The sequence below is a fragment of the Cupriavidus sp. WS genome (genome assembly GCF_000395345.1).
GTDB classification, from domain to species: Bacteria; Pseudomonadota; Gammaproteobacteria; order Burkholderiales; family Burkholderiaceae; genus Cupriavidus; species Cupriavidus basilensis_B.
In genome coordinates this window covers 1-2,215 of the sequence record NZ_AQPL01000492.1, presented here as the reverse complement: position 1 = coordinate 2,215, position 2,215 = coordinate 1, and the positions used below count along the sequence as shown (strand labels likewise).

General features: G+C 70.9%; 2 protein-coding genes. Both read left to right on the top strand.

Annotated features, from left to right (window positions below):
• Positions 1-22 precede the first annotated feature (22 nt).
• Entirely contained in the window at positions 23-526 is a 504-nt protein-coding gene (locus K206_RS0132470; protein ID WP_020206471.1) for a TlpA disulfide reductase family protein, read from the top strand.
• Positions 527-609: 83 nt separating this feature from the next.
• Positions 610-2,215: thiosulfohydrolase SoxB (gene soxB / locus K206_RS0132465; protein ID WP_020206470.1), on the top strand; the 1,606-nt coding region annotated here is incomplete at its 3' end.

The following is a 2,215-nucleotide window of genomic DNA, read 5'->3' as shown; positions in this document are numbered from 1 at the left end:
GTCAACCAGTAAAGGCGCGGCCATGACCGCCGCCCGCCTGGCGCGCCGCACCGGCGCCGCGCTGCTGCTCGCCGCGCTGGCCTGGAGCGGCGCGGCCGCCGCGCTCGAAGTCGGCGACACCGTGCACCTGCCGCCGGTGCAGCTGCTCGACGGCCGCACGGTGGCGCCGGCGCAGTGGGCCGGCAAGCCGCTGGTGCTGGAAGTGTGGGCGTCGTGGTGCCCGTTCTGCGCCTTGCAGAACCCGCGCCTGCAGAAGCTCTACGACAGCATCGGCGGCGCCCGGGGCGGCCTGCAGGTGCTGGCGGTCAGCATCGACAAGGACCCGAAGGAAGCCGGCGCCTACATGGCCAAGCATGGCTACACCTTCCCCGCCGCGATGGATACGCCCGCGCTGCGCGCCGTGCTCGGCAAGCGGCGCGGCCTGCCCGAGCTGTACGTGATCGACGCCGGCGGCAAGGTGGTGCAGAAGGAAGCCGGCGAGATGCTGGAGGAAGACGTCGCCGCGCTGGCCCGCTACGCGAACTAGCCGGCGATGACGCTGGCGATGAAGCGAGCACCCGACGCCGGGCCGCGGCCGGCGCCGGCGCGCGCAGACCACAGGAAGAGACAATGAACCGACGCGAGTTCCTGCAGGTGCTGGCCATCGCCGGCGCCGGCGGCATGGCCTTTCCCGCCACCGACGCCCAGGCCGCGCAGGCTGCCGGCAAGCTCTACGACGTGCCGCGCTTCGGCAACGTGCACCTGCTGCATTTCACCGACTGCCACGCCCAGCTGCGCCCGCTCCATTTCCGCGAGCCCAGCGTCAACCTCGGCGTGGGCGACTACGCCGGCAAGCCGCCGCACCTGGTCGGCCAGGCGCTGCTGCGCCACTACGGCATCGCGCCCGGCAGCGCGCAGGCGCATGCGTTCACGTACCTCGACTTCACCGAGGCCGCGCGCCGCTACGGCAAGGTCGGCGGCTTCGCCCACCTCGCCACGCTGGTACGGCAGCTCAAGGCCGGCCGGCCCGGCGCGCTGCTGCTCGACGGCGGCGACACCTGGCAAGGCTCCGCCACCGCGCTGTGGACGCGCGGCCAGGACATGGTCGACGCCGCGCTCGCGCTCGGCGTCGACGTGATGACGCCGCACTGGGAAATGACGCTCGGCGCCGAGCGCGTCACCGAGATCGTCGAGCGCGACTTCAAGGGCAAGGTCGCCTTCCTCGCCCAGAACATCAAGACCGCCGACTTCGGCGACCCCGTCTTCGACCCGTTCGTGATCCGCGAGATGAACGGCGTGCCGGTCGCCATCGTCGGCCAGGCCTTTCCCTACACGCCCATCGCCAACCCGCGCTACTTCGTGCCCGACTGGACCTTCGGCATTCAGGAGGAAAACCTCCAGCAGGTCATCGAGCAGGCGCGCGCCAGGGGCGCGCAGGTGGTCGTGCTGCTGTCGCACAACGGCATGGACGTCGACCTCAAGCTCGCCTCGCGCGTGCGCGGGCTCGACGCCATCCTCGGCGGCCACACCCACGACGGCATGCCCGCGCCGGTGGCCGTGAAGAACGCCGGCGGCACCACGCTCGTCACCAACGCCGGCTCCAACGGCAAGTTCCTCGGCGTGCTCGACTTCGACGTCAAGGACGGCAAGGCGCGCGACTTCCGCTACCGCCTGCTGCCCGTGTTCGCCAACTACCTCGCCGCCGACCCCGGCATGGACGCGCTCATCGCCCGCGTGCGCGCCCCCTACGAACAACAGCTCGGCGAAGTGCTCGCGCGCAACACCGGCCTGCTGTACCGCCGCGGCAACTTCAACGGCACCTTCGACCAGCTCATCCTCGACGGCCTGATGGACGTGCAGGGCGCCGAGATCGCCTTCTCGCCCGGCTTCCGCTGGGGCACCACGCTGCTGCCCGGCGAAGCCATCACGATGGAAAGCCTGATGGACCAGACCGCCATCACCTATCCGCACACCACCGTCGCCACCATGACGGGCGAAACCATCAAGACCATCCTGGAAGACGTGGCGGACAACCTGTTCAACCCCGATCCCTACTACCAGCAAGGCGGCGACATGGTGCGCGTGGGCGGCCTGCAATACACCATCGACCCCAACGCCGGCATGGGCCGCCGCATCACCGACATGCGCCTCAAGGGCCAGCCCGTCGACGCCGCCCGCACCTACAAGGTCGCCGGCTGGGCACCCGTCTCGGAAGAGGCCCGCCACGCCGGCAGCC

Excerpts from the sequence above, each read along its gene's own strand:
- K206_RS0132470 (WP_020206471.1), top strand. The coding sequence starts at position 23 with ATGACCGCCGCCCGCCTGGCGCGCCGCACCGGCGCCGCGCTGCTGCTC.